16 protein-coding genes, 3 tRNA genes and 2 pseudogenes are annotated in these 23,008 nt (G+C 40.9%); 11 read left to right on the forward strand and 10 right to left on the reverse strand.

Going from position 1 to position 23,008, the window contains the following annotated elements; genetic code table 11:
* Positions 1 to 62 precede the first annotated feature (62 nt).
* Both gltA and gltX read right to left on the reverse strand, forming a co-directional pair.
* Positions 63 to 1,352 (reverse strand): citrate synthase, encoded by a 1,290-nt coding sequence (gltA, locus tag N5852_RS07795; protein WP_262097270.1) that lies wholly within the window; start codon positions 1,350 to 1,352, stop codon positions 63 to 65.
* A gap of 589 nt (positions 1,353 to 1,941) precedes the next feature.
* Positions 1,942 to 3,360, reverse strand: a complete 1,419-nt coding sequence (gene gltX / locus N5852_RS07800) for a glutamate--tRNA ligase (RefSeq protein ID WP_262097271.1) — start codon at positions 3,358 to 3,360, stop codon at positions 1,942 to 1,944.
* Positions 3,361 to 3,723: 363 nt separating this feature from the next.
* Here gltX and N5852_RS07805 point away from each other — a divergent pair.
* From N5852_RS07805 to N5852_RS07850, 10 genes and pseudogenes are all read left to right on the forward strand, one after another.
* Positions 3,724 to 3,799 (forward strand) — tRNA-Thr (locus tag N5852_RS07805).
* Between the two features lie 100 nt (positions 3,800 to 3,899).
* Entirely contained in the window at positions 3,900 to 5,282 is a 1,383-nt protein-coding gene (locus N5852_RS07810) for a site-specific integrase (protein WP_262097272.1), read from the forward strand.
* Positions 5,283 to 5,347: 65 nt separating this feature from the next.
* A pseudogene (locus N5852_RS07815) lies at positions 5,348 to 5,947 on the forward strand (terminase gpA endonuclease subunit); the annotation flags it as partial.
* A 12-nt stretch (positions 5,948 to 5,959) separates the two neighbouring features.
* Positions 5,960 to 6,355 carry a phage portal protein gene (locus N5852_RS07820; protein ID WP_262097274.1) on the forward strand — a complete coding sequence of 132 codons (396 nt, stop codon included), beginning with the start codon at positions 5,960 to 5,962 and terminating at the stop codon, positions 6,353 to 6,355.
* Positions 6,312 to 7,538 (forward strand): phage portal protein, encoded by a 1,227-nt coding sequence (locus N5852_RS07825; RefSeq protein ID WP_262097275.1) that lies wholly within the window; start codon positions 6,312 to 6,314, stop codon positions 7,536 to 7,538. The genes N5852_RS07820 and N5852_RS07825 overlap by 44 nt, the downstream gene beginning before the upstream one ends.
* A 2-nt stretch (positions 7,539 to 7,540) precedes the next feature.
* A complete protein-coding gene (locus N5852_RS07830; RefSeq protein WP_262097276.1) occupies positions 7,541 to 7,795 on the forward strand; it encodes a gpW family head-tail joining protein in 255 nt (84 codons plus the stop codon).
* Positions 7,796 to 7,804: 9 nt separating this feature from the next.
* Positions 7,805 to 9,124, forward strand: coding sequence for a S49 family peptidase (locus N5852_RS07835; RefSeq protein ID WP_262097277.1), 1,320 nt, complete (start codon positions 7,805 to 7,807; stop codon positions 9,122 to 9,124).
* Positions 9,117 to 9,341 carry a hypothetical protein gene (locus N5852_RS07840; protein ID WP_262097279.1) on the forward strand — a complete coding sequence of 75 codons (225 nt, stop codon included), beginning with the start codon at positions 9,117 to 9,119 and terminating at the stop codon, positions 9,339 to 9,341. Before N5852_RS07835 ends, N5852_RS07840 begins: the two co-directional genes overlap by 8 nt.
* A 290-nt stretch (positions 9,342 to 9,631) precedes the next feature.
* The gene (locus N5852_RS07845; RefSeq protein WP_262097280.1) at positions 9,632 to 9,994 is read left to right on the forward strand and encodes a major capsid protein; all 363 of its coding nucleotides are present in this window, start codon (positions 9,632 to 9,634) and stop codon (positions 9,992 to 9,994) included.
* 522 nt (positions 9,995 to 10,516) lie between these two features.
* Positions 10,517 to 10,796 (forward strand): annotated as a pseudogene (locus N5852_RS07850) (transposase); the annotation flags it as partial.
* Between the two features lie 412 nt (positions 10,797 to 11,208).
* On the opposite strand, the gene N5852_RS07855 reads toward N5852_RS07850, so the two are convergent.
* From N5852_RS07855 to N5852_RS07885, 7 genes are all read right to left on the reverse strand, one after another.
* The gene (locus N5852_RS07855) at positions 11,209 to 12,342 is read right to left on the reverse strand and encodes a porin (RefSeq protein WP_262097282.1); all 1,134 of its coding nucleotides are present in this window, start codon (positions 12,340 to 12,342) and stop codon (positions 11,209 to 11,211) included.
* 632 nt (positions 12,343 to 12,974) lie between these two features.
* Positions 12,975 to 13,982: an ABC transporter permease gene (locus N5852_RS07860; protein WP_262097283.1), complete on the reverse strand. Its 1,008-nt coding sequence runs from the start codon at positions 13,980 to 13,982 to the stop codon at positions 12,975 to 12,977.
* Positions 13,982 to 14,968, reverse strand: a complete 987-nt coding sequence (locus N5852_RS07865; protein ID WP_262097284.1) for an ABC transporter permease — start codon at positions 14,966 to 14,968, stop codon at positions 13,982 to 13,984. The genes N5852_RS07860 and N5852_RS07865 overlap by 1 nt, the downstream gene beginning before the upstream one ends.
* Positions 14,961 to 16,475: a sugar ABC transporter ATP-binding protein gene (locus N5852_RS07870; protein ID WP_262097285.1), complete on the reverse strand. Its 1,515-nt coding sequence runs from the start codon at positions 16,473 to 16,475 to the stop codon at positions 14,961 to 14,963. Before N5852_RS07870 ends, N5852_RS07865 begins: the two co-directional genes overlap by 8 nt.
* A gap of 40 nt (positions 16,476 to 16,515) precedes the next feature.
* Entirely contained in the window at positions 16,516 to 17,067 is a 552-nt protein-coding gene (gene hxlB, locus N5852_RS07875) for a 6-phospho-3-hexuloisomerase (protein WP_262097286.1), read from the reverse strand.
* Between the two features lie 101 nt (positions 17,068 to 17,168).
* Entirely contained in the window at positions 17,169 to 18,158 is a 990-nt protein-coding gene (locus N5852_RS07880; RefSeq protein WP_262097288.1) for a substrate-binding domain-containing protein, read from the reverse strand.
* A gap of 1,092 nt (positions 18,159 to 19,250) precedes the next feature.
* Positions 19,251 to 19,327, reverse strand: a tRNA-Ile gene (locus N5852_RS07885).
* Positions 19,328 to 19,691: 364 nt separating this feature from the next.
* Between N5852_RS07885 and N5852_RS07890 the strand changes: the two genes are divergently transcribed.
* Positions 19,692 to 19,768, forward strand: a tRNA-Arg gene (locus N5852_RS07890).
* A gap of 212 nt (positions 19,769 to 19,980) precedes the next feature.
* Here the strand turns inward: N5852_RS07890 and N5852_RS07895 are convergent.
* Positions 19,981 to 22,746, reverse strand: coding sequence for a [protein-PII] uridylyltransferase (locus tag N5852_RS07895; protein WP_262097289.1), 2,766 nt, complete (start codon positions 22,744 to 22,746; stop codon positions 19,981 to 19,983).
* Between the last annotated feature and the right edge of the window lie 262 nt (positions 22,747 to 23,008).

Raw genomic sequence — 23,008 nt, forward strand, 5'->3', positions numbered from 1 at the left:
AAAAGCCTCTTACAAAATTAATTGTAAGAGGCTTAATTTTAAATTAACTCGTCTTCACAAGTTTAGCGTTTATCAACAGCAACATAATCGCGTTCTGCTGCGCCCGTATATAACTGACGTGGACGGCCAATTTTTTGTGCTGGATCTTCAATCATTTCCATCCATTGCGCAACCCAGCCAACACTGCGAGCTAATGCAAATAGAACCGTAAACATATTGGTTGGGAAGCCGAGAGCCTTCAAAGTAATACCTGAATAAAAGTCAACATTGGGATAAAGCTTCTTTTCAACAAAATATGGATCATGCAGCGCGATTTTTTCAAGTTCCATAGCAATGTCAAGAAGTGGATCATCTTTAATGCCAAGTTCTGTAAGCACTTCGTGGCATGTTTGCTGCATGATGCGAGCACGAGGATCATAATTCTTATAAACACGATGACCAAAGCCCATAAGGCGGAACGGATCATCTTTATCTTTAGCGCGCGCAATAAATTCAGGGATACGATCTACAGAGCCAATTTCTTCAAGCATTTTCAAGCAAGCTTCATTGGCACCACCATGTGCAGGGCCCCAAAGGCAAGCAACGCCTGCAGCAATACAAGCAAATGGATTCGCACCCGAAGAACCAGCCAAACGCACTGTAGATGTTGAAGCATTTTGCTCATGATCGGCATGGAGCGTGAAAATACGATCCATAGCGCGGCCTAGTATGGGGTTAACCACATACTCCTCACAAGGCACAGCAAAGCACATATGAAGGAAGTTTGATGCGTAATCAAGCGAATTGCGTGGATAGACAAAAGGCTGGCCTATTGAATATTTATAAGCCATGGCAGCAAGGGTTGGCACTTTCGCAACAAGGCGGATTGACGCCACCATGCGTTGATGTGGATCAGTGATATCAATTGAATCGTGGTAGAATGCCGACATAGCGCCAAGACATGCAACCATTACAGCCATTGGGTGGGAATCACGACGGAATCCTTGGAAAAAACGAGCAAATTGCTCATGCATCATATTGTGGTGTTGCACACGATAATCAAAATCAGCTTTTTGTGCGGCCGTTGGTAATTCGCCATAAAGAAGAAGATAGCATGTTTCTAAAAAGTCGCCCTGCTCTGCTAATTGCTCGATTGGATAGCCGCGATAAAGAAGAACACCTGCATCGCCATCAATATACGTAATTTTCGATTCGCATGATGCGGTAGATGTGAAACCTGGATCATAGGTAAAAGTACCCGTTTCCTTATAAAGGGGGGCAATTTCAATAACATCGGGTCCCAAAGTACCCTTTCGCACTGGTAATTCGATCGATTTTCCTTCGACCATAATATGAGCGCTATTATCAGACATGATTTTCCCTTTCAAATCCTCATCCCATTGGAATGGAGTATGCAATTTCATTGCTAATAAAAATTTTTTATTAATTGAGTATCACGGACAGCCTACTCAAAATCATTTTAGTTGCAACGTCAAATTTATATTATTTACGTGATATGTGTCACAGCTCCGTGATAAAATCTTTTAATTAGTAATAGATCCAATTGAAGCTTATATTAAAATGATAATTAAGTGATCAACAAAACTTTTTAGGTAGCGTTTAGTTGATTTAACCACCAAATCTATCTATTTCACGCAACTTATAGTCTATTAAAATAAAGAATTTTCACCTGTGCCCCCATGCGCAATGAGTACCAAATTATTGGGGGATTTTAATTTATAACAACTCAATGCATGATTATAAAAACTCCTCCTGTTTTTACAATAACAGCTTCCACGCACATTTAAAGCACTTTAAATAAAATAATAGCTTAGTTTTTACACGCTCTAAATCTGCTATGCGAGATTATAAGTACAACTGATAGTAAAATTCTAATTTGCAGAATTTATAATCTCACATAATATTGGTTAAGTTCATTTGAATTTTTAAAAATTGAACTGATTATAACTGGTCTTTTACCCGCGCGATGGATTCATCTTTTCCAAGTACAGCTAATACGTCAAATACACCTGGAGATATTGCCCTACCGGTTAGTGCAGCGCGCAAAGGTTGAGCAATCTTACCAAGCTTCAAACCACTTGCTTCGCTATGAGCATTAATTGCAGCATGCAGAGCCTCGTCGCTCCATTCATTGCAATTTTCCAATACTGGCAAAGTAGCTGCAAGAATAGCTTTTCCTTCGTTATTAAGAAGAGATCCAGCTTTTTCATCAAGTTTTAATGGGCGTTCGGCAAAAATAAATGCCGCACCATCAATTAATTCAACCAATGTTTTAGCTCTTGCTTTTAATCCCGGCATAGCGGCGAGAAACTGCGCGCGCTTATCATCGTCGAGCTTTGCGAGAATATCGGCACCACCTTCAACCTCAGGCAAAATGTCAATCGCGCTTTCAAGCAAAAATAGATCATCGCTTGCCCTAATATATTGACCATTAATTGCTTCAAGCTTTTTAAAGTCAAAACGTGATGCACCTTTATTGATATCACCAATATCAAACCAAGAGATCATTTCATCCATTGTCATAATTTCATCATCGCCATGGCTCCACCCCAAGCGAACGAGATAATTGCGCAATGCAACTGGCAAATATCCCATAGCACGATAGGCTTCAACTCCAAGCGCACCGTGGCGCTTTGATAATTTAGCGCCATCAGCACCATGAATAAGTGGAATATGTGCCATTTGCGGAATATTCCAATCCATTGCTTTATAAATAATAGTTTGACGCGCTGAATTGGTTAAATGATCATCACCACGAATGATATGGGTAACGCCCATATCATGATCATCGACAACAACCGCATGCATATAAGTTGGTGTGCCGTCAGAACGCAGAATGATAAAATCATCAAGGTCTTTATTAGGAAAACGCACTTCACCCTGCACATGATCACGCACAACAGTTTCGCCATCAACAGGTGCTTTAATACGAATTACTGGCTTAACACCTTCAGGCGCTTCAGATACATCACGATCTCTCCAACGACCATCATAACGTGGTGGTTTGCCTTCTGCTCGCGCAGTTTCACGCATTTGCGTCAATTCTTCAGGGCTTGTATAGCAATAATAAGCTTTTCCCTTGGCAACCAATTCCTCAGCAACTTGGCGATGACGCTCAACACGGGCAAACTGCGATATGGCATCACCATCCCAGTCAAGACCAAGCCACGTTAATCCTTCTAAAATGGCATGGACGGCGGCATCTGTGGAGCGTTCGCGATCAGTATCTTCAATTCGCAATAGCATTTTACCATTGCAATGCTTAGCATATAGCCAATTAAATAAAGCAGTTCTTGCACCGCCAATATGTAGAAAACCAGTTGGGGATGGGGCAAAACGTGTGACCACCGGTGAAGACATCTTATTACTCCGAATTTCCTGCCCATTTAAAAGGGTAAGTTTTGGCAAGCCGATTGCGACTCTTTTGAACTTAAATGCTTATCATTTTAATTGGGCTATTCCAATGTAATAGGCAGAAAGAATTTTATTTTTATTGAATATGATAGTGCCCTTTAATCTGTTTGACAGATAGACAAAAGGGACATTGCGGCAATATGCTTGGCTCTAACTGTTCGATAATATTAGGTAAAATTATTAAAATGCAAATTTGATAAATTTATTCTTGTTATTATTTAAAATAAAATTCCACTTCAAGGCTTGCATTCATATCAAGATTTAGCTAATTGGATTGCCAATCATCCGTTTTGCCAAAAAGCAAAATTCGCCGCAGTAGCTCAGTCGGTAGAGCACATCATTCGTAATGATGGGGTCGGGGGTTCGATTCCCTTCTGCGGCACCACACAAAAAATCATAAACCATTGATTTTATTGTTTTTTTAAATTAAAAATTTTTCCTATCTTGATATTTACTCTATTTTGCCACACACTATGACATACTAAATGTCACACAATATGTTTGAAAAGAGTATGACCGTGGGGGCAAGGGCTACAAATCAAGACCGTTATCTTATGCTGCGCAATGGCAATTATGTCTATAAAAGACGGGTGCCAAAAACCATTATTGATCTAGATAAACGTAGCCCAATTATCCAAACAGCGCTTCATACCAGTTACCTTATTATTGCCCGCGCCAAGCGAGACATCCATGAAAAAGCTGACAATGCTTTATGGGCAGCCTTAATGCTTGGCACCGATAACCTGCAAGCAATGGAACAATATAACGTGGCCGTAAGGCAGGCTGAGGCTTTTGGCTTCGCTTATAAAACAGCTGGTGATCTTGCCAAGGCATCATTGGAAGAAATTATTAGCCGTTTTTCAGCTTTAACTGAAAAGCCAATGCCTACACAAATTGCACAAAGTTTGCTTGGCAAATACGCAGCGCCGCAAAATTCGCTGCAAGCAGCCGAAAAATTATATTTTTCAGATATCGTCCCCCATACATTGACTGGCAAAAGCCAAGGGCAAAAAGAGCGTTGGCTAAAAGAGCGCCGCGCCACCCTGCGCTTATTCCGCGATGCGGTTGGTGATAAAGAAATTAGCCAGGTCACACGCGAAGATGCTTTATTATTTTATAGAAAACTTTCAGAATCAGTAGTGCCTAAAGATCGCAAACCATCGCACTCTGCATCATGGGGCAACCGGCAAATTGGCAATGCCCGCGTTTTTCTAAGCTCATATTTTTCTCATCTTGGCCAACAAGACTATAATAACCCCTTGGCTAACCTATCCTTTAAAGAAGTAAAGAAATCACGCCCGCCGTTTTCTATCAATTGGATCAAAAGCAAGATTTACCAACCAAGTGCTTTGGCAAAGCTAAATGACGAAGCGCGTCACGTGGTTTTTATTTTAGCAGATACGGGCACGCGCCTTGGAGAAATTTGCAATCTTGGCGATGAGAATATTCATCTTGATGGCGAAGTACCCTTTATTGAAATAGCACCGCGAATAGACCCCGCAGATCCACGCGAGATAAAAACAAACTCCAGCGTTAGGCGCATTCCGCTTATTGGCCTAGCATTAGAGGCTATAAAGCTACATCACAACGGCTTTACACGATATAGAGATAAAGAAACAACCTTATCCAACACGCTTAATAAGTTTTTTAGAGAAAATGGCCTATTTGAAAATGAGAATCAAGTAATCTACTCATTTAGACATGCTTTTGAAGATAGAATGAAAGAGGCCGATGTCGATCATGAATTGCGTATGGCATTGATGGGGCATGCTAATAGCCGTCCGCGCTATGGCTCTGGCGGTGGTTTATGGTGGCAGTGGGAACAGCTCAATCGGATTGCCTTGCCGTTTGATCCTTCGATTCTTTAATCTTGGGTTGTTGTGCTTTTAACTTATTAGCCCGCGCATAAACAGCCGCAAGCCGCGCCAATGTTTATGCCCTTGATGGGCGCGCTCCCAAAGGTCTGCCTTGGCTTGGCACACCAGTGAAACGTGATGTAAGAGATCATAATCGGCGGCTCATTGCTAAAGTTCAGCTTTATCCCGTTGGCAATTATGACGTTAAAACAGAAGTTGTCGCATCGCTTGCCAATTTTATGCAAGGGCAAGATAGCAAAGGTGCATGGCCACGCAATGTGCTGCATTTGCCGCCAGATCTATGTGATGAAGGCTTTGCGCAGGAAATTACCGCTGAGCGTTTGGTTGACCCCGATGAAGAAGCGCGCGCATCCGTCAATCGCCGCTCACGTAAATTAATAAGTTCACGCGCACCGCGAGAATGGAAAAAGATCGTCGGGCGCGAAAATGACTGGTTTGACATGACTGTTTACGGCTTTGCCCTTGGTTGGCATTTAGAACATAAATTGCGCCTTACGCAAGAACGCTGGGCAGATTTACTATTGCAAGTGCATGGCCAGCCTGCAGAGCCCGATTTATTCAATAAACCGATTGATGGGCCATTTGCCAAACAACAAGTTAAGAAAAAGAAACAACGCAGTTCTTGGGCTGAAAAATCTGCAATTTTAAACAAATAGTTAGTGGGTAAAATGCAACAAGAAAAGCCAAGAATCCGCGTTAAAGCAGGCTCACGAAAGCTTAACTTAGAAACAAGAAATATGCCTAAGGCTGGCTATTTGCGTGGTGAACCCGGCTTTGCTCAGTCAATTGGGTCGTTTAAAGGCACGCCAGTCTTACGTGATCGCGCTGATGATATTTCGGTTGCTTGGTATGCAGCCAATGCAAGAGCGAATGACGCTAGTATAAATAGTGGTTGGATTGCTGGTGCTGTCGAACAAATTGTGACATCAATGATTGGCTCTGGTTTGCGTCTAAATGCCAAGCCAGACCTCACCTGTTTCAAATGGAATAAAGAAGAAACATCTAGCTGGGCAAGGCTTGTTGAAACAAGATGGGGCATGGGCTTCGGATTCTTACGAATGTGATCTTGCTGGCCGCTATACCATGGCGCAGTTGGAAGCTGCCGCTATCAGGCAGTGGATCGCCACTGGTGAAATAGTGGGGAGGGTCAAAGAAGTCAACCGCGAAGGCGCGCATAGCATTACCAAAGTACAGCTTATGCCAAGCCATTGGTTATCACAAAAAAGTAGTGCCAGTGAAAATTTAAAAGATGGTGTTTATACTGATGATAATGGCCTGCCCATTGGCTATGCCTTTAAAATAAAAGATGGTTACGGCATAGAGCATGAGCAACGCCGCGCAGCGCGCGATCAATATGGCCGCCCGCGCATTATCCATATTTTTGACGGTTCAGCGGGGCAGCTACGCGGTATTACACCATTGGCGCCAGCTTTAAAGATTGTCCGCCAATATGACCAATTGGCTGATGCAACCTTAACAGCTGCCATGATCCATGCAATTTTTGCAGCCACGATTGAAAGTGATTACCCAACCAATGAAGTCATGCAGGCACTGCAAGGCGAAAGTGAAATTATAGAGGGCGGCGAAGATTCTTTAGACGTGCTGCTTGATAAAAAAATGGCATGGTATGAGAATGTTAATATCGACCTAGGCCGCCACGGCAAAATTGCGCATCTATTAACCGGTGAAAAATTAAAGCTGCATGCAAGTGAACACCCAAACTCCACCTATGAGGCGTTTTCAAATTTCCTATTGCGTGAAGTTGCAGCTTGCCTTGGTGTTATGCCGTCCGATTTAACTGGTGATTTTCGTGGTGACACTTATTCATCGGTGCGCATGGGGATAGCTAAAAAGTGGCCGCTGATGGAATATCGTCGCCGTCACTTGCCTGGGCGTTTTTCACAAACCGTTTATGGTGCATGGTTAGAGGAAGAAATTGACGCAGGGCGCATACCATTGCCGGGCGGCATTGATACATTTGTTAAAAACCGCACCGCTTTAACGCGCAGCGATTGGCGCGGCCCACCAAAGCCACAAGCAGATGATTATAAGGCCGCCCGTGCCCATGAGACTTGGTACAAACTGGGCGTTATTAGCCAAGAAATGATTTGTAATGATCTTGGTGTCGACCATGAAGATGTGCACGAGCAACTGGCCCGCGAAAAAGCAAGCCGTATCAATAAGGGCTTAAGTGAGCCTTTTGCAGAAAACACAGCGCCAAGCTTAGCTGACGAAATAGAGGATTAAATATGGCATCACTTTTTGATGGCATTGATATGTCTGACCCCTGTGCGGTTTGGCCAAAGATGCAAAATGCGCTTGATCGTTTGCTGATTGGTGAAAAAGTCGTACGCAGCCGCTTTGGTGAAGATGAAGTGCAATTTACAGCGATTAATATCGCTTCCCTTAAAGCGCGGATCGCTGAGCTAAAAGCAGAGTGTATGGCAAAGCAAACACGCCGCTCACGTCGTCATGCTATTACCTCAGGTTGGCGCTCTTATTAGGATTGTTTGATGACACAATTTTTACATATTGCTGAGCGCATTTTAAATCGACCGCTATTGCTCACCCCAGATAAAGCGCAAGTTATTTTATCAGTAATAACAAATCGATCAAGCTTACCTGTAGCAAGCAGATTTGAAGGAGAGCCTATTGCGCGTGACGAGGAAGGACGCGTCATTGGGAAACCCTATAGCGTTACGCAAAACGGTATAGCTATTATTTCCATTTTAGGCTCACTCGTTAATCGCGGTGCATGGATTGGTGCTCAATCTGGACTTATTTCTTATGAAGGATTAGCGCACCAAATTAAAACCGCAATGAATGACGACAAGGTACAATCTATTGTGCTTGATATTCAATCACCTGGTGGTGAAGCAGTCGGCTGTTTTGAGCTTGCTGCACAAGTAAGGCAGTTGTCACTTAAAAAGAAAGTCATTGCTGTTGTCAATGGCATGGCTTGTTCTGCAGCTTATGCTATTGCCTCAGCTGCAAATGAAATTGTCACTACAGAAACGGGCATTTGTGGCTCAATTGGCGTTGTGTTACTCCATACCGATTTTAGCCGCCAGCTTGATTTAAACGGCATAACGCCAACACTTATCCATGCTGGAGAGCACAAGGCAGACGGTAATTCGCTAGAGCCGCTAACCGATACAGTAAAAGCTGACCTGCAAGCTGAAGTTGATATGTTTTATGGGCTGTTTTTGAAGCATGTTGCCAAAGGCCGTGGCAATCGCCTTACCATTGCGGCGGCTAAGAGAACTGAAGCACGCACCTTTATTGGTGAAGCCGCTGTTGAAGCTGGCCTTGCTGATCGCCTTGGCACGTTTGATAGCGTTATCGATGAATTGTCACGCGCAAAAGCATTAGTCTCAGCCAAAACCAAACAAATCCGAACAGGGAGTAAATTAATGGATGACGAAAACAACGCTGCGCTGAGCGGCGAGGTGCCGCAAGCTGATAAACAAATGTCGCTTGAGGCCCATATTCAAGCGCTCGCAAAAGCTCGTCAAGAAGGCGAAGCAATGGGCGAGAAAAAAGCCATGAGCCGCATTGAAGCAATTACCTCAGCCGATGGCATTAAAGGCAATGCAAAGCGTCTTGTTGCCGCCCTTGAGCTTGCTTGCCAATCGCCAACGATGAAAGCAAGCTCCGTCGTCAATTTTGTTGCAAGCAATATTGCCTCGGAACCATCATCTGCAACACTGGCTAATCGCCTTGCGGCCGATAGCAGCGCGAATGATAAAATATTCAATGGTGTAGCGTCACCTAACACCTCTGCGCCACTTACTGCGATTGCACAGCAAATAAATGGAGGCAAGCATGCCTGATGCAAATATTAAAGTTGCAAGTTTTAAGCCTGATAATTTGATTGAAGGCAATGAGCAAACCCAGCCTATTACCTTAACTATGGGTGAATATAAGCGCGGTGAAGTTTTGGGCCGCGTTGGCAATATTTATGGCAAGCTGTCAACTGCAAATAGTGTTGCCGCAGCGATCATGCCTTTCACGGTCAGTGTCACCGCGCAGACTACGAAGGCGGTGTAGGTTGGCGGCTCATTTAATCAAGATGCTATTTTGCTAGACAGCAAAGAGCTTGAAGATATCAAGACAGCTTTGCGCGATTGCGACATTTTCATTCGTCAATGGGGCGCTGCCCCTGATATTGCTTAAGGAGCAAATATATGGATCCGCTTTTTAATACGACTGACCTTTGCGGCGTGGTAGCAACTGTGTGCGTAGCACCGAGTTTCTTCCTTGACCGGTATTTCCGCAGCGCGCCTAAGTTCTCAACCTAAGAAAACATCATTTTTGATGCAATCTTGGTAGGCTTACCAATGATGGCGCCCTTTGTGTTGCCACTCGTTGTAGCTAAGCCGCAACAACGCACCGGCTATGGGGTAAAGTCTTTTCGTCCTGCTTATGTGAAGCCAAAACATCAAATCAAGCTAGGCGATTTTGTGAGCCGCCTACCCGGTGAAGCTTTGACCGGCGAATTATCCATGGAAGAGCGCCGCAACCGTGAAATTGTCCGCCTTATCGCTGAGCAAAAACGCCAGATCTTTGCGCGTTGGGAATGGATGGCAGCACAAGCAATTATCAATGGCAAAGTTGAAGTCTCAGGTGAAGACTATCCGGCTCAAATTGTTGATTTTGGCCGTCACCAGAATAATGAGATCATGATTTCAGCAGATGCCTAAAAAGACGCCAAAAAGCAACGGCGAAACACCAATGCATGACCTTGATAAATAGCAAAGGCACCAGTATAGTCAAGTTTACATTATGTGGGAATGTGTGATGGATGCAATAATACTGCCTATACTTAATTTAAGTCCAATTTTTGTTTTGGTTAGCATAATCTTGCTTATTATTAAACCCGCTCGTAAGCTAGGGATAAAACTAGTGATCCTTAGCGTTTTGATATTGATCGGATCATCAATCTATTTATACGCTAATAAAGATCGAATTTATAATGATATAAACAATAAAACCGAACAATTAGGCTTACTTAATGGTCGGTATAATCACATTATGGAAACGGCTACAAATCACGACTTCGCGAGCGCTAGACAAGTGATTTCAAATTGGGGATTTCATGTGACGCCTGAAGACGTAAACAAAATTGCGAGAGAAATAGGAGAGCAACCTATACATTCGCAAACTACAGAAAAATAGAAATTATCAAATACCATTACCTGCAAGGCAGCTTTTAGCTGCCTTTTTTATTGCCCATCATTAAACGCAAAGTTGTGCCTGACAGTATTGTCTATCGCGCCTGTTAACATGAATATAATGCTGTGGATGTATCAGATTTAAACATTATCACATCAACTATTCAAACTGATTGCAGACAAAGGCAATCACATCAACGGCATTGAGAATTTTTGGAACCAAGCCAAGCGCCATATGCGCAAATTTAATGGTATACCAATAACGAATTTTGGACTATTTTTGAAGGAGTGTGAGTGGCGTTTTACACCCCATCGCCTCAAACACAATTAAGGCAAACAAAACAATGAGTTAAACATTTTACAGGCTAATTATCTGGTACAGCCCCCACTTCATATTAAAAACAAGCTTTGGCCAAAAGCGTTCAAAAAATAGAAACCGCACTCAAAATATTTTCCAGCGCCAGTCTTAAAATGAGCCACTGTGTGCCGACAATTCACATTAACTCTAATGTAAAACGCCATGGCAGAATTTTGTGAGGCACGATCAGTATATAATATTATAAGTCATCCCAACCCAGATAAAGGCAATTTAAGCTTTCGTAGTTATGCTAGCGCTTTAATTATCGCAATTACATTCTAATAAATGGTCCGCGTTCGCATTCAAATATATCACGTTAGCCATAGAAACAAAAAAAGGCCCAGCTATAAGCTGGACCTTCTACAGACTTTTTAATTATATAAAATTAGAAATCACGTTGTAAACGTAAAGCTCCGCCGAATGCATCCTTACCTTTTAATTCTGACTTGCTATCATTCCACTTACGATAGTTAACTTCAGGAACAAGTGTTAAGCCTGGTACGAGTTGATAATTAACATTAGCTGCACCGTAAAAATTGCCTGCGCCTTCATAAGCAAGCTGAAGATTACCGGTAGCTTTTTCAGTAAAGCCGTAGGATGCACCTACCCAGCCAACCCATTTACCACCCCAAGTACCATAGAAGCTATCAATAGCACGGACACCGCGGATTGAGCGATCTGTAATAAGCGATGATGAATCATCTAAATCACCATAATAAGTATCTTTTAGATCCTTATAAGCAGCCATACCCCAAATGTTAAATTTGTCAGTAATATTGATGCTGACCTTTGCTTTACCAATCCATGTCTCATTAACTGAGTCATAAGCAGCAGCACCAGTTAGTGAACCCCAAGCTTGTTCATATTTTGCAGCTAAAACAACATGTGGCGTATAGTCGGTGATTTGGCCATTATAGTCATTATCTTCGGTATTTCCCTGTTCAAGGGAGATAAGAGCTGAAAAACCGTTATCGGCTGCATAGGTATAGCTAATAAGATTAGTTCTGTAACCGCCGCCAAGCACAACATCATCATTGATGAAATCGCCATAATACCCAAAGAAAGTATTGATTGCAGATTCATCAAGACCTACACGTAAACCACCAAGTTCAATGTAACCAAAGCGTAAGCCAGCTGCCTCGACCTGCTCACCATCAGTCCACTCGCCACGCAAACGAATAAATGTACGCAAAGTACCCAATTCTGTATCGCTAGCGGTAGAAAAATCAAGTTCAGCACGAGTAGAATAACGCCATCTCTTAGGATCACGGTCAGCTAACGTACGTGTATAAACATCAGCACCACCATAAACAGTACCAAAAACCATACCGCCAATGCTCATGCAGGTTTCTGTACCAGGAATATAGAAGTAGCCTTGACCATAGGCATCACAAACGCGCACATATTCAACTGGTTCTGGTTCAAGCGTCACAGCATCTGCAGCTGAAGCGCTATATTGTGTAAATCCCAAACTTGCTCCAGCTGCTAAAAGCGCTAAACAGAACTTTGAAGTTTTCATTGTTGATCCCTACTTTTAAAAGTCAATTATACTATACACAGATGAGAGAACCGAAACCCCAATTATCCAGCTTTAGTTTTGACTAATTACTTCAAAAAAATATAAATCCACACCAGAGGACCATAAATCGATGATTTATCTAATATATTTTTGAATAGTGACATTAATCAAACTATATTAACAAGGGATATAAAGGAGTATCTTTGTCATATTTTAGTCATATAGCCTTGTCTCAAAGCTCTGTAAATACGTCTAAGGGTATATATTCAATATATAGTGATATTTAGAAATACTCTATTTTAGATTATTGTATTTTTGCAACACGTAACATCTAGCTTAGTTATTTAGGACAGTTCCAAGAACTGAATCATGTTCATACTTAGTCAGATCTGTGCGAAATAAATAGCAAAACATAAAGACAAAGAAGTGAAAGCACACATTATCAATGATTGGGCACAACAACGCTGTTGATAGCGGCTATTTTGCACCATTTAAAGATTCAAGTCCTTTTTCATAATAACCTTATAAAAAAGTTTTGATAATACAAATATTTTCAAGCCTCTTTTCAAATATCAATTGCAGGTATTCCGGATTGTTTATACTAACTCGTCGAAATTAGTCGTTTACCCCTATCAATCATTACGGCTTCTAAATTTAAAATACCCCAAAGCAAGATTAGATCCAACACTACGTGAAATCATAACAAGAATTAAGAATAGCCCCCATATAGCCGTAGCTAGATGTTGGTTCGCGCCAATAAGATTAAGACCTGAAGACAAAGATTGCAATGAAATAAGAGCTATAACTACCGGCAAAACACGGCCAAAACCACCAAAGGGAGCTACTCCGCCTAAAAAGCAAGCTAAAACTGTTATTAATAGAAGTGCATCGCCATGTCCGATCCGTACAGAATTGAACCGTGTCAACATCAATATCCCCGCCAATGAGCACATAACTCCAGACAAGGTATAAATAAGCACTAAATTGCGCTTAGTATTCAACCCAGACCAAGTGGCAGCGACTATGTTTGAGCCGATCATACGAGCGGTAAAACCATGACGACTATGAGAAAGAAGAAGCGACCAAAGGAAAGCAGCGACAATGAAAATGATAAGCGGAATTGGAACACCTAAAAAAGATCCATGGCCAATTGTTGCTACAAAAGTTGGAAAACCAGAAATATCTGCTCCTCGTGTGATAAACTCACCAATGCCACGCAAAAATATCATTGCTGCAAGAGATGCTAATATCGGATGAACATCCAAAAATGACACGACTACGCCAATCAATGTGCCACAAAGCGCACCGACAATAATCGCAAGAACAATACCAATCAAAAAGCTTGCTACACTCGCATCTACTCCTCCATTCATTGCAAGGAAAGATGCTAAAGTCAGACCTGACACATTTGCTATTGCAATAATGGCAAGATTAAAACCACCCGATGTAATAGGAATGAGCATAGCTAAAGTAAGTAATCCAAGCTCTGGAAGCTGAAACGCAATTGAAAAAAGATTGGCAGTCGAAAGGAAAGTAGGTGTGAGTGATTGAAAGCCCAATACAACCAAAATGAGGAAACCACAAAGCCAAAGTGTCTCAGCCCCAATTTTGTTAGATAGAGTATGAAAAAAATGATTCATTACGCAGTCTCCGGTCGTCTTGAAGTTTTTAATAAACGTAGGCCAGGCAATGAAATTGCGAGAAGAATAACTGCCCCAATCACCATTTTAAAGGCATAAGGACTAACACCTAAGAGATTTAGACTGTTTTGTGTAACTGCAACGAGTAAAACTCCTAAAAAACATCCCAAAACAGTGCCACGCCCTCCACCAAGTCGCGCTCCACCCAAGACAACTGCCGCAAGAACATCAAGCTCACGACCAATTAAAGCATTGGGTACAACCTCTTGCACCAAATGTGCCTGCATAAGTCCACCAATTCCTGCCATCACACCGAGCCAACCAAAAGCAATTGCCTGGCAACGCCAAGGACTAATGCCCAACCTTCTGGCTCCTTCAGGATTATTTCCAAAAGCGTAGAGTTGGCGTCCAATATTGGTGTATCGTAATAAAAGCCACGTAAACAGCATAATTATAAACATTGTTACAGTAGGCAAGGTCAATTCTGCCCATGAACCTGTGCTGCTTTGATATTCTGCAAAGTTTATGCGATTAATAAGCCAGTCGGGAAGATCATAAAGAAATTTACCTCCGCTAAAAAACATTAACAGACCAAAAAATGCGTTAAATGTCGCAATGGTAATAACAATCGACGTTATATGAAAACGTTGTATCAAAAACGCATTTATCAGACCTAACGCTGCCCCTATGGCACTAGCACAGGCAATGCCAATAAACCAATTACTGGGTATAATACCAAATAATTTTACACATAAATATTGTACGACTGATGCGGCAACAGCAAATGAAACATCAATGCCACCAGCAATCAAAACAACAAGTAGACCAAAAGCCCATATCATTGAGACCGCATTATTATTGAGCAAAGAAGAAAAATTCGCGAGAGTAAAAAACGTATCAGTCGTAAAGGAAAGTATAACCCCAATAATAGTTAGCACTATAATCAAGGCAGACTCGGAGGGATAATTATTGATAATTTTACGCATATACAATACTTTCCAACTCTTGCAATGATATAGTATGCGGATTGTATTCCCCCAGCAATTGCCCATCTTTCATATGTAGAATACGATCGCAATTTGTGTGAACTTCAACCGGTTCATCAGAAATTAGTAAAATTGATAATCCGCTTTGGGATAAATCGCGCACAACCTTGAAAATACCTGCTCTTGCACCCACATCGACACCAACTGTTGGACTATCAAGAATAAGTACTTTGGGTTCGGTTGCTAACCACTTAGCTATACCGATCCTTTGCTGATTACCGCCGGATAAGGTCGATATGGCGTCTTGTGCTTTACCTATTTTAACGCTGAGTTTTTCTACCCAATAATCAACTAGATGATCTTCTTTTTGTAATGATAATAGGCCAAATCGATTGGTGAGTTTATCTAAAACAGAAATGATAGTATTACTTGAAATAGATTGCTCTTGGATCAACCCAACTGAAAGCCGGTCTTCGGAAAGATATGCAATACCAGCATCAATTGCATCACGATTGGAACGAAAATTACAGCTTTTCGTTTCAAGCATAATAGAACCGTCATCAGGTTTTGTCATACCAAATAAAGTACTGGCAAGCTCGGTACGCCCTGCCCCAATTAAGCCGGTTAGACCTAAAACTTCGCCTTTTTTCAGTTCAAAATTGATAGAGTTAAACTCACCTTGTCTTGAAAGACCTGTAACCTTTAGACAGGTAGGAAAACTACTTGTATCACGTCCCTTGGGGTCATAATCCAAACTTTTCCCAGTCATCAATTCTGCCAAATGGGATTGTGTCATGCCTTCAGTGGGATATACACCAACAAGTTTACCATCGCGCAACACAGTGACGCGGGATGATATTTCCAATACCTCAGCAAGCCTATGACTGACAAAAACAATCGCCACATTTTGTTGAGCGAGTATATTTACAATGTGAAGCAAGCTGTTAGTTTCTGATTGGGTTAATGAAGCTGTCGGCTCATCCATGAAGATTAATTTAGCATCGCCAGCAAGTGCGCGTGCAATCGCCACCATTTGTCGTTCAGCAATAGGAAGATCACCAACCTTTTTGTCAAGATCAAGGTTGAGGTTAAGTTTTCCTAATGCATCTTCAGCAATACCGCGCATAGTTTTGCGGCTTACCCATTTTGGCGCTGAACCTGCCAAAATCTCAAAAGCGATATTTTCAGCAACGCTCATTTCTGAAAATAGAGCTAAATCTTGCCAGATTACTGCAATGCCCATATCTCGCGCAATTGCAGGGCTAATCCGATTAAGATCTTGTCCAAAGCAGTTAATCTGCGCACCGTTTTCCGGTGTATAAACACCCGTTATAATCTTGATGAGTGTACTTTTGCCACAACCATTTTCACCAGCGAGACAATGGACTTCCCCTTGATTCACCTCAAATGAAACATCATTGAGAGCATGTATACCGCCAAAAATCTTAGAAATATGATGAAGACGTATCGCTGGTTCAACCAGTTTGTGCTGACTATGTTCTGACACCGGTGTATTCTTCCCCTAATACATACTTTAAGTTTAAAACCTATTCAAGATTGGTATGACGCGCACGCATATCGTCAAAACTAATACCTTTGACATCTTTCAATTTTAAAACCATGATTTCAAACAGTATAAATAAAGCTCCTTCAAAAGCAGACCCCATTGGCAGAATTGATTGTGCCTTAGGAAGGGTATCATCTGCCATAGTCTGAGCAGGAAGAAGAAGGCAAAAATCCGCTAGTCGCGCGGCTGTCCCATTAGGCTGTGCAGTTAAAACCATAATTTCAGCGCCAGCCCTTTTAGCAGTCTCCATCAAGGAAAGAACTGTAGGCACTTCGCCTGGACCATTTGTGGCTATCAATAAATCGCCTGTTTCCAAATGCGGTGTAGTCATATCACCAACGACGGCGACATCCAGCCCCATATGGAATAAACGCATGGCAAATCCCATGATTTGCAAGCGTTCACGACCACATCCAACCACAACTATACGCCTTGCATTTGCTATTTTTTGAACTGCTTTATCAACCTCTACATCATTTAATCTCTGAAAAATCAAACTTAGCTCATCAAGAGCACCTTGATAAAGTGACATTTAAAAACTCCATTCAAAATTTACTGATTGCTTTGGCCTTAAATAGGTCTTGTGCTAAAAGATTCGTAACACAAGACCAAATTACCGATAGCTTATGGGCATTAAAGACCCATTTGCGCATATTTATCGATTGATGCTTTATCAAAGAGCAGCAGATTATCGACTACTATATTTTTATTTTCGAAATTTGGTGAAACCTTCCCTAATACAGGGATATCCATACCGTCTTTAATTGCTACGCCATCATGAGCCAATTTGCCAAGAATAACAAATACTCGACCCGCATCTTCGGGGCTCCACGTATAGCCTGCAGTAATAGCGCCTGATTTCACCAAAGTCCGCCCTTGACCAGCCGAAAATGTGCCAATTACAATAACCTTGCCAATCTTCCGCTGTTCTGCAACAGCGCGTCCTGCACCAATAGGTCCCTGACTGCCAAAAGCCATAATTCCTGCAAGATCTGGGTGGGCTGCCATTAAATCAATTGTAGTTTTTCGGCTATCATCGACAGACTCAGCAACACCATAACGGTCGCCAACCATAATCATATCGGGGTAGTTTTCTTTTATATAGGCAATTGCAGCATCTGCCCATGCGTTATGAAGTGGTACGGTTAAAGAGCCAACATAAACCGCATATTTTCCTTTGCCTCCCAGCTTTTCTGCAAGCAATTTAGCATGCGCCTCTCCAAGCCCCTTTGAAGAAACAAGATCAAAATTCCAATCGATATTTTTAAGGTTTGGCCCCTCATTAGCAATGACCTTAATACCGGCTGCGCGAGCTTTTTGAAGTACTGGCTCAATTGCAGAAGAATCATTTGGAACAATACCGATAACGTCAACTTTACGCGCAATAAGATCTTCAATTGCGCGCACTTGTAAAGAGGGATCGCTACTAACAGGGCCAATTAATTCAGCCTTAACACCCATTTCATCGGCCTGTTTTTTCATTCCCGTTTCAATTGAGTTTGTCCATGGAATACCACCAATTTTACCAACAATACCCATGGAAATTGAATCTTGCGCTGTAGCCAAACCAGAAAATAGGCCCCAAACTGCAATTCCAGCAAGGGCACTCTTAAAATACTTCATTAATAAATCCTCCTATTGTGCAGCTCTCCCTATAACTACACTGTATATCCCATCACTTTATTATCGAAATTTTAAAACATTAAATAAAGTTTATTTATATTTAGATTTATTATCCAGTTTTAAATATGTCAAGTTATATGTACACACTACACTTTAGCAAAACTTAATATTTTATATTAATTCTAATTTAGAAAATCTGATAAATATTAAAACTATTACATAAACAATATAAGACTTTTCAACTTTTTAGCAATCATATGAAATGTATGACCCAATTTTTGTTATGATCTTGCTCTTTGATCAACGGTAAGCTTTAAAGCAACCGCGTTACTTTGTGCAGCAACGCGACCATTTGAGAGCAACTATATTAGCAATAAAGGTTTCAAAAACTGAACAAAAAAAATCGCTCACCGCGCAGTGATTTTTTTTTGAAACTCTAGTAAAGGATAGACATTCAAGCATTCCAACCCTCAATTAAAACCAGCACCTAGGGTTAGGATTTATTATTTTGAATGAAATAGTATTAGGAAATATTTGCGAGAACCCAAAGAGTAAATATGGAAAAAACCGCGCAGTAATATGAATATTTTCAAGGTTCTTCGACAAAGTTAGTACGAAATTTGCATGCTTTCTTAAAAGACAGAAAAGCATTTAACGACAGCTTTTTACAGCTCACTCCAGTATATATTTCACTTGTTTAACCGTTTAAGGTGTTTTTTTTATTTAGATTAATAGCTTTTGCCCCTAAACAGAAGACAACAAAGCGTTAGCTTCAATACACTTTTTCAAAAGGGGATTAAAACTAAAAATCACCCCGTCTATATTTATGATCGATATTAGTGAAAATACAAATTAGCCATATCGCTGGCCCCACCCGTGCTGCGTGACGCCAACATAGCCGTCAATCTTATAGCTTGGGCAGAAAGCCCCTCAAATTCATACCCATATTGGAAGTATTGTAAGTCGCGAAACGCCTTTAGCAAGACCTACATTAAAATATTCTTGTTTATAGTTATCTATAATATTATAAATGATAACTATATAATATAATTGCGGACTTTTTAATCATCGATAATATTACATAAAATCGAATGGTAGGCCCGGAGGGACTTGAACCCCCAACCAAGCGGTTATGAGCCGCCTACTCTAACCAATTGAGCTACAGGCCCGCGTAGGATTGCTTCTAACGGAATGTTTTCAGAGTTACAAGCCTTTTTTTCTATTTTATTACTTTTTAATTCGGCTGTGGATAAATAAATAGCTGAGCACACTTATATTACCTAAATCTAATGTTAGAAAATAGAAAAATTGGATCTTTTTGCCGTTCAAAAGAGTGGAAATACGAGTAATTAAAATGTGTAATTTCACCACGAATTTGTTTCGTTATAGAGTATTATATCTATAATCTCAATTAAACCGTTATTTTACCAAGGCATTGTAATAGTGGATAGGATTAATTTATTTTTATTAACTGCTTGATTTGCCGCACAAGCTTTTCTATAAGGCGATAGTTATTAAAACATTATCAAAAACGGCTCCGTAGCTCAACAGGATAGAGCGGCGGTCTTCTAAACCGCAGGTTGCGTGTTCGAGTCACGCCGGAGTCGCCATAAAATCCAATTAAATCAATTAAATAAGCAAATCGAAAAAACAGAAAAATAAGAACAAACGGTGTTTATATAACGCATAATAGTAGGTGCCATCTTCTCTGCTTACATTTTAGACCCTTAATCAAAGCTTAATTTTTGGCACTCCCTATTTAACGCAGCGCAGATTTTAATTCGGGATTATGCGGTGAGATATAAAAACGTCTATAAAATGCTTAACTATTTTCATTGCCAAACAATTGATTTAACTTTCTCTTTATCGTTTTTTGCCTGGATATATTATCAATTTTATGACCAACCAAATCAGTTACATAAAATGTGTCCATGATTTTTTCGCCAAAAGTCGTAATATGAGCAGAGGCAATATCGAGGGATAAATTAGATATTGTACCTGTCAACTCAGATAGTAATCCAGGCCTATCCAAGCCCTTTACCTCGATAACACTAAACTTGTCAGATAGCGTGTTGTTGATCTCAATGCGTGGCGCCACAGAAAAAGCATTTGCCATTTTTTTTGGCTTGGCGCGTGCTGCAATAAACTCAGTAAGTCGGGCTTCTCCTCTTAAAAGCGAAGAAATAGCGTCCGCTATCTTTTGTGCTCGACGTTCTTCATCACTAGCCAATTCAAATTCGCGACTAAGTAAAATTGTATCAAGAGCACGCCCATCCGAAGTGGTAAAAATTTGCGCATCAACAATATTAGCCCCTGCTGCTGCACAAGCACCAGTGATTATTGACAAAAGCCTTGGATGATCTGGCGCAAGAATGGTAAGTTCGGTCACTGCTTCAAAATTATGCAATTTTGCCATAAAGGCAAAGCTTTGTTTGTTTTCGTCTGCCTGCGTTATAAAATTAGCATGTCTTATCTTGTCTTCCAAGGACACGGTCAGCCAATAATTAGGATATAAAAGCTCTATATAGGCATTAAGTTTTTCTTCTTCCCAGTCCCGTAGCGCAGCCGCTAATTCGGCTCGCGCTTCCAAAATTCGCTCGAAACGAGTTTCTTTTGAAAAGCCGCCAGTTAAAACAATTTCAGTTTCATGATAAAGGGTACGTAACAGCTGACCTTTCCATCCATTCCAAACGCCAGGCCCTACCCCCTTAATATCGCAAATTGTCAAAATAAGCAGTAACTTAAGCCTATCCATTGTTTGTACCACATCGGCAAAATCATTGATCGTCTTACGATCATTCAAATCGCGTGACTGCGCAACAATACTCATGGTTAGATGTTCGCGAATAAGCCAAGCAACGGTTTCGCAATCTGTAGCGGACAAACCAAATCTTTTACATAGTTTACGCGCAATTTTTTCACCAGCGATAGAGTGATCTTCCAGCCGGCCTTTAGCAATATCATGCAAGAACACCGCAATATATAAAAGCCGTCTTTCATCTTTCAATTGTGGGATCAAGCTGGTTGCTAAGGGGTGCTCAGCAAGGTTATTGCCTTTATATATTTCACTTAAATAATAAAGACATAGCAATAAATGTTCATCTACAGTGTAATGATGATACATGCTAAATTGCATCATTGCGACAATCTTGCCAAAATCAGGTATAAATTTACCTAACACACCTGATTCATTCATCCGCCGCAGCATAAGCGAGGGATTACGCGGCGAGGTCAAAACATCAAGAAATAGGCCATTGGCAATTTTATTTTCACGAACTTCATTGGTAATTAATTTCAAAGATCGTGTCATTTGTTGCATCGCATGGGGATGCAATTCAAAACCATATTGATCAGCGATTTGAAAAATACGGATCAAATTAACTGGATCAGTTGAAAAGACATCGCTATGCGCAATATTAATACGTTGATGATCAATTATAAAATCATCACTGCCTTTTATTTTTTTCTTCCGCTTGGAAAATGTTAAAAAGATTTGGTTGATACCCGGCACTGCCTTAGCATGATCTTCTTCAAGTGCGGCTGAAATAATACGCGTTAAATCACCTACCTGTTTGGCCACCAGAAAATAATGCTTCATAAATCGTTCAACATCTTCTTGGCCTGGATGGGCCGTATAGCCAAGTCGATGGGCAATATCACGCTGAATATCAAAGGATAGTCTCTCATTGGCTTTGCCAGCTAAAAAATGCATATGACAGCGTACCGCCCATAAAAAATCATCAGCCTTTTTAAATATATTAGCTTCTTGACGCGACAATACCCCTATTTTAACCAATTGTTCGGGGGTTTTAACTTCATAAAAATATCTGGTTATCCAATAAAGCGTTTGTAAATCACGTTGCCCGCCCTTACTTTCTTTAACATTTGGTTCAACCAAATAACGTGTTTGCCCTGCTTTTTTATGTCGTTCATCACGCTCAATCAATTTGGCACGAATAAATTGTGTTGCTGTTCCTTTCACTATCTCCGTATTAAAACGATCAGATAATTGTTGAAACAGTGGTTGATTGCCGTTTAAAAAGCGCATTTCCAAAAGTGCGGTGCGCACTGTCATATCTTCACGTGCCATGCGTATTGTTTCATCAATATTGCGCGTTGCATGCCCCACCTTCAAGCCTATATCCCATAACATGTAAAGGATAAATTCCATGACTTGTTCACCCCAAGGTGTTTGTTTATAGGGAAGCAAAAACAACAAATCAATATCGGAACTAGGAGCTAGCGTACCACGTCCGTATCCGCCAACAGCGATCAAAGCGATACGCTCACCATTCGATGGATTTTGTAACTTAAATATCTTTTTAATAACAACATCATAAAGAGCATCTATAACAATATCGATTAACAAGCTTAAGCGTTTAGCGCATAAACGACCATGACCATCGAGCAAAAGCTGAATTTCACATCCCTTTTGGCCAGCAACAAGAGCCTGTTTTAACTCACATCTCACAGCTTCACGCTTTTGCATATCTGTACAATTGGACTTATCATTGCAGACAACTTCATAAAGCCGCTTTTTCAGCTCTGATGAATTAACAATATCTTCAATATTCGCCAACTTTACCATCGCAATACATTCCCTTTTTAAATTGAGTATAAAGGATTTTTTACGCGCAGCAATGAAAAATAGTAAATGCATTTTGAATCGCGTTAGCAAGACTGACATTAAAAAAGTGAGCCTTTTATTGGTAGGAAGCATTGTAAAAAAAATAGATTTCAGACCTACTTTTTCACCTTTAACGTTAAAAACATCCACTCATTCTTTGCGTCCCATCTAGGGCATCATTAAAGAACACAGCGAAATAGCTTTCTTTATGAAAAAAAATATC

Origin of the sequence: Bartonella sp. HY328 (assembly GCF_025449335.1) — a bacterium.
Taxonomy (GTDB): Bacteria; Pseudomonadota; Alphaproteobacteria; order Rhizobiales; family Rhizobiaceae; genus HY038.